A 5,266-nucleotide genomic window follows, 5' to 3' on the forward strand; every position below is an offset into this window, starting at 1 on the left:
CTCCAAGAGGGGCGCCCTTCCTGCCGTATCCGTGTTCCTACTGCGCGCCGGGGCGCACCAGGCCGCTCTCGTACGCGTACACCGCCGCCTGTACCCGGTCCCGCAGTCCCAGCTTGGTCAGCACATGCCCCACATGGGTCTTCACGGTCGTCTCGCTGACGAACAGGTCGGCGGCGATCTCCGCGTTCGACAGCCCGCGCGCGACCAGCTTCAGCACCTCGACCTCGCGGTCGGTGAGGGTGTGCAGGGTGTCCGGCACCGGCTCCTCGCCGGACGGCAGATGCGTCGCGTACTTGTCCAGCAGGCGACGCGTGATGCTCGGCGCCAGCATCGCCTCGCCGCCCGCCACCACCCGGATCGCCTGCACCAGTTCGTTGGCCGGGGCGTCCTTCAGCAGGAAGCCGCTGGCACCCGCGCGCAGCGCCTCCACCACGTACTCGTCGAGATCGAACGTGGTCAGCACCAGTACCTTCGCCGGGCCGTCCCGGCCGGGACCGGTGATCTGGCGGGTCGCCTCCACGCCGTCCATCCGCGGCATCCGGATGTCCATCAGCACGACATCGGGCTGGAGGGCGCGTACCTGGTCGAGGGCCTGAAGGCCGTCGCCGGCCTCGCCCACGACCGCGATGTCCTGCTCGGCCTCCAGAATCATCCGGAACCCGGTACGCAGCAGCGGCTGGTCGTCGACCAGTAGGACGCGGATGGCCACGGTGAGTCTCCTTCTGCTAGTCCGCGCCCATTCTGCCCTGCACGGGGTCCCCGGACTCCGCCGACCTCACCGGCAGCGGGTACGGCGGGGGAGTGCCGCCGAACTCCGGGCAGTGCGCCTGGTGGTCGCACCACCCGCACAGCTTCGTCGGACGCGGCCGCCACTCGCCCGACTCCGTCGCCTCCCGGATCGCCTCCCACAGCGCGAGCAGCTTGCGCTCCACCCGCTGCAGATCCGCGGGGACCGGGTCGTACGTCAGCACGTCACCGCTGCCGAGATAGACCAGCTGCAGCCGCCTCGGCACCACGTTCTTCAGCCGCCACACCACCAGGGCGTAGAACTTCATCTGGAACAGCGCGCCCTCGGCGTACTCCGGCCTCGGCGCCTTGCCCGTCTTGTAGTCGACGATCCGCACCTCGCCCGTGGGCGCCACGTCGACCCGGTCGATGATCCCGCGCAGCCGCAGCCCCGACTCCAGCTCGGTCTCCACGAACAGCTCCCGCTCCACGGGCTCGAGCCGGACCGGGTCCTCCAGCGTGAACCAGCGCTCGACCAGCCGCTCCGCCTCACCCAGCCAGCGCGCCAGCCGCTCGCCCTCCGGATCCTCCGCGAACAGCTCCCCGAGCTCCGGCCTGGACTCCCGCAGCCGGTCCCACTGCCCCGGGATCAGCGACTTGGCCCGCGGCGCCGTCCGCTCCGCCGCGGGCGCGTCGAAGAGCCGCTCGAGGACCGCGTGCACCAGGGTCCCGCGCGTCGCCGCCTCGCTCGGCTTCTCCGGCAGCCGGTCGATCACCCGGAACCGGTACAGCAGCGGACACTGCATGAAGTCACTGGCCCGCGAGGGCGACAGCGAGGCCGGCGGCGCGGGCGCCCGCCCCGCCACCGCCGTGACCGGCCCTTCTCCCTGCGCGACGACCGCGCCCCGATCCTGCGCGGCGTCCCCGATGCTGCTGTCCATGACCACAGACCATACGGCCCGCCACTGACAGTCACCCAACCCGCGCGACGGCCCGGCCAACACAGGGGGTGCCGGGGCGGAACACGCCACGACGGCCGCATACCATCGACCAGAGAAGACGTATCTAACGAGGGGACACCGTGGACGTGAGCGGCGGCAGCGGGCAGCCCCGGTCGGACAACGCCGAACCGACACAACGGACCCCCGACGAGCAGCCGGTGGCTCAGGAATCACCGGAGCCGCAGGAACCGTCGGAAACGCCGGAGCGGCCGGAAGCGTCGGAGTCACCCGAGCAGCCGGAAACGCCGCAGCCGGCGCCCGCGCCACGCACCGACGCGACCCCGGGACCTCCCGAGGCGGAGCCACCCGCCACGGCGCCCGGCGCCCCCGTCGAAGGCGACGGGCGGGACCACGTGCCGGGCCCCGCGCAGTCCACCGGTATCGCCAAGGGACAGCCACCGCAGCAACGGCCCAAGGAACCCGGTGGCGGACTGCTCATGGGACGGCCCTTCGGCGTCCCCGTGTACGTCGCCCCCAGCTGGTTCGTCGTCGCCGCGCTGATCACCTGGGTCTTCGGCGGCCAGCTCGACCGCGTGCTGCCCGAACTCGGCGCCGCCCGCTACCTCGTGTCCCTCTTCTTCGCCATCGCCTTCTACGCCTCCGTCCTGGTCCACGAACTCGCCCACACGGTCGCCGCGATCCGCTTCAAGCTCCCCGTCCGCCGCATCCAGCTCCAGTTCTTCGGCGGTGTCTCCGAGATCGAGAAGGAGGCCGAGACCCCCGGCCGGGAGTTCGTGCTGGCCTTCGTCGGCCCGCTGCTCTCCCTCGTCCTGTCCGGCCTCTTCTACCTCGCCATGCTGCCCGTCGAGCCCGGCACCGTCGCCGGCGTCCTGCTGGCCGGCCTGATGGTCTCCAACCTCATCGTCGCCGCCTTCAACCTCCTGCCCGGCCTGCCCCTCGACGGCGGCCGGATGCTCCGCGCCGTCGTCTGGAAGATCACCGGCAGGCCCATGAGCGGCACCGTCGCCGCCGCCTGGGTCGGGCGCGCCCTCGCCGTCTCCGTCCTCATCGGCCTCCCGCTGCTCAACCACTGGGGCGCCTTCGGCGGCGGCGCCGAGGACAGCAACGGCATGGACGCCGTCACCGACGCCCTGCTCGCCGCGATCCTCGCCGCGATCATCTGGACCGGCGCCGGCAACAGCCTGCGCATGGCCCGGCTCCGCGAACACCTCCCGGAACTGCGCGCCCGCACCCTGACCCGCCGGGCCGTCCCGGTCGAGACCGACACCCCGCTCTCCGAGGCCCTGCGCCGCGCCAACGCCGCCGGCGCCCGCGCCCTGGTCGTCGTCGACGCCGACGGCAACCCGCTCTCCCTCGTCCGCGAGGCCGCGATCGTCGGCGTACCCGAACACCGCCGCCCCTGGGTCGCCGTCAGCGGCCTCGCCCAGGACCTCACCGACGGCATGCGCGTCTCCGCGGAGCTCGCGGGCGAGGACCTCCTCGACGTCCTGCGCGCCACCCCCGCCACCGAGTACCTGGTGGTCGAGGAGACCGGCGAGATCTACGGTGTCCTGTCGGCGGCGGACGTCGAACGGGCCTTCGTCAGGGCCATGGCCCGGCCCAGCTGAGAGCCGCTCTCCCGAAGCGGGGCTCAGTTGCTCCCGGCCACGGCCGGTGCCCGCCGCTGCCGCCGGCGGACGGCGATCAGCACCGCCGACATGACCGCGGTGAGCGCCACGGCGACCGGTGTCACGGCCTGCCACGGGACATGGAGCAGGAGCGCGCCGTAGGCACAGCCGAGTCCGGCGACCAGCACGATGCCCAGCAGCCAGCGCCCCAGCGGGCGCCAGGTCCAGGGCTCCGGGTCGTCCGGCCGGACCAGCCGCACCAGGCCGAACCACGCGGCCAGCGCCGCCAGGAGGGCCGCCGTCACGCCGAGCCCGGCGAACATCTGCGGCTCGTCGCGCGGCTCGTCGGTGGTGGCCTGCTCGTCGTCGTACCGGAGGAGCCGCATCACCGCGCCGCGCCAGACCACGGCGTCGACCCGGTCCCCGGTCCGCAGCTGCCGCAGCACCGGTCCCGGGTCGCCGAACGCGACCACGCCGTTCCAGTACCGGGTGCCGGACAGGGTCGCCTCGAAGCGCATGTGCCGTCGCGGGGCGAAGCCCCCGTGCCCGTCGACCACCGTGTCCCGCACCGTGAAGGTGACGGTGCGCAGGCAGTCCTCCGTGGGTCCGGCCGGCACGGAGTCCGCACAGACCTCGGCCGCACGGTACGCGCGGTACTCCCGCACGGTGGTGGGCAGCATCTCCGTGAACAGGTAGAAGCAGGCGAACGCCGCCACCGCCGCCCCGACCAGCAGCGCACCGCCCGAGGCCTGTGACCGGCCTCTGCCCGGTCCGTCCCCGCCCCCGTCCGCCATGACCGCCCCTCCCGTCCGCCGGCCCCTCAGGCGTCAATCGGCATGGACGCCGCGACCGCGCGAGACGGTTCCGGACCCCCGCCCCAGCAGCGAGCCGGTCCGCTTTCACCGTGGTCGGTGCCTTCCGTAAACCCCGGTAGGCTGTTCACATGTCCGAACCGACCGGTGCCGCCCGCAGGCGCGGGCCCTTCAAGGTCGGGGACCAGGTACAGCTGACCGACCCCAAGGGCCGCCACTACACGTTCACGCTCGAAGCCGGGAAGAACTTCCACACCCACAAGGGCTCCTTCCCGCACGACGAACTGATCGGCGCTCCCGAGGGCAGCGTTGTCCGCACCACCGGCAACGTCGCCTACCTCGCGCTGCGCCCCCTGCTCCCCGACTACGTCCTGTCCATGCCCCGCGGGGCAGCAGTCGTCTACCCCAAGGACGCGGGGCAGATCCTGTCCTTCGCCGACATCTTCCCCGGCGCCCGCGTCGTCGAGGCCGGCGTCGGCTCCGGCTCGCTCAGCAGCTTCCTGCTGCGCGCCATCGGCGACCAGGGCATGCTGCACAGCTACGAGCGCCGCGCGGACTTCGCCGAGATCGCCCAGCAGAACGTCGAACGCTACTTCGGCGGCCCGCACCCGGCGTGGCAGCTCACCGTGGGCGACCTCCAGGACAACCTCTCGGACACCGACGTCGACCGGGTCATCCTCGACATGCTCGCCCCCTGGGAGTGCCTGGAGGCCGTCTCCAAGGCGCTCGTCCCCGGCGGCATCCTGTGCTGCTACGTCGCCACCACCACCCAGCTCGCCCGGACCGTCGAGTCCATCCGCGAGATCGGCTGCTTCAACGAGCCGACCTCCTGGGAGACGATGATCCGCAACTGGCACGTGGAGGGCCTCGCCGTCCGCCCGGACCACCGGATGATCGGCCACACCGGTTTCCTGCTCACCGCCCGCCGCCTCGCCGACGGCGTCGAGCCGCCCATGCGCCGCCGCCGCCCCGCCAAGGGCGCCTACGGCGAGGACTACGACGGCCCCAACGCCGACGGCGGCGCCGGCCGCTGAGCCCGTCCCCGCTGCCGCGACAACGTACGAGCGCCGCGGCCGAGTTCCCCGGACCCCACCCGAACGCGGGCGCGGGGGGCCACCGGTGGAGCCACAACAGCCGGCCCGGCGGCGGCACCCCGGCG

5 protein-coding genes are annotated in these 5,266 nt (G+C 73.1%); 2 read left to right on the plus strand and 3 right to left on the minus strand.

What is annotated here, in order from left to right:
- Positions 1-37: 37 nt before the first annotated feature.
- Together ACFWPQ_RS50065 and ACFWPQ_RS50070 are read right to left on the minus strand one after the other, a co-directional pair.
- Positions 38-709, minus strand: a complete 672-nt coding sequence (locus ACFWPQ_RS50065) for a response regulator transcription factor (protein WP_020939010.1) — start codon at positions 707-709, stop codon at positions 38-40.
- 16 nt (positions 710-725) lie between these two features.
- On the minus strand, positions 726-1,667 hold the full coding sequence (locus ACFWPQ_RS50070) for a RecB family exonuclease (protein ID WP_384051519.1): 942 nt from the start codon (positions 1,665-1,667) through the stop codon (positions 726-728).
- A gap of 140 nt (positions 1,668-1,807) precedes the next feature.
- On the opposite strand from ACFWPQ_RS50070, the gene ACFWPQ_RS50075 reads away from it, so the two are divergent.
- Entirely contained in the window at positions 1,808-3,295 is a 1,488-nt protein-coding gene (locus ACFWPQ_RS50075) for a site-2 protease family protein (protein WP_384051522.1), read from the plus strand.
- A gap of 23 nt (positions 3,296-3,318) precedes the next feature.
- On the opposite strand, the gene ACFWPQ_RS50080 is transcribed toward ACFWPQ_RS50075, so the two are convergent.
- On the minus strand, positions 3,319-4,089 hold the full coding sequence (locus tag ACFWPQ_RS50080; RefSeq protein WP_384051525.1) for a hypothetical protein: 771 nt from the start codon (positions 4,087-4,089) through the stop codon (positions 3,319-3,321).
- A gap of 149 nt (positions 4,090-4,238) precedes the next feature.
- Here ACFWPQ_RS50080 and ACFWPQ_RS50085 point away from each other — a divergent pair, with 149 nt between their 5' ends.
- Positions 4,239-5,141 carry a tRNA (adenine-N1)-methyltransferase gene (locus ACFWPQ_RS50085; protein WP_089103073.1) on the plus strand — a complete coding sequence of 301 codons (903 nt, stop codon included), beginning with the start codon at positions 4,239-4,241 and terminating at the stop codon, positions 5,139-5,141.
- Positions 5,142-5,266: the final 125 nt, after the last annotated feature.

It is taken from the genome of Streptomyces sp. NPDC058464 (assembly GCF_042721035.1).
GTDB lineage: Bacteria > Actinomycetota > Actinomycetes > Streptomycetales > Streptomycetaceae > Streptomyces.

Coding starts and splice junctions, on each gene's coding strand:
- ACFWPQ_RS50085 (WP_089103073.1), top strand. CDS start 4,239: ATGTCCGAACCGACCGGTGCCGCCCGCAGGCGCGGGCCCTTCAAGGTC.
- ACFWPQ_RS50080 (WP_384051525.1), bottom strand. CDS start 4,089: ATGGCGGACGGGGGCGGGGACGGACCGGGCAGAGGCCGGTCACAGGCC.
- ACFWPQ_RS50070 (WP_384051519.1), bottom strand. CDS start 1,667: ATGGACAGCAGCATCGGGGACGCCGCGCAGGATCGGGGCGCGGTCGTC.